This is a genomic window from Streptosporangium amethystogenes (genome assembly GCF_000721075.1).
Taxonomy (GTDB): Bacteria; Actinomycetota; Actinomycetes; order Streptosporangiales; family Streptosporangiaceae; genus Streptosporangium; species Streptosporangium amethystogenes.
Genome location: NZ_JOEQ01000196.1, coordinates 1 through 290 on the forward strand (window position 1 = coordinate 1; position 290 = coordinate 290).

1 protein-coding gene is annotated in these 290 nt (G+C 69.7%); it reads right to left on the minus strand.

The annotated features are described in order from the left end of the window. Positions 1-287: condensation domain-containing protein (locus IG98_RS46395; RefSeq protein WP_037973154.1), on the minus strand; the 287-nt coding region annotated here is incomplete at its 3' end. Between the last annotated feature and the right edge of the window lie 3 nt (positions 288-290).

The window sequence follows — 290 nt, forward strand, 5'->3', positions numbered from 1 at the left end:
CCCCGGTGCGAGGCGACCGCGGGCCTCGGCCGATCGAACGGCAACACCAACTCCTCGGGCAACCCCGCCAACCGCGACCGCCAGAACGCCACCTGCGCACTGACCAGACTCCCCGGATCCGACTCCGACCCCAGCAACTCCCGCTGCCACACCGCGTAATCGGCATACTGCACCGGCAACGGCACGAACTCCGGCACCATCCCCCGCGACCGCGCCGCATACGCCGCCAAAACATCCCGCGCCAACGGCGCCATCGACCACCCGTCACCCGCGATGTGATGCAACACCAG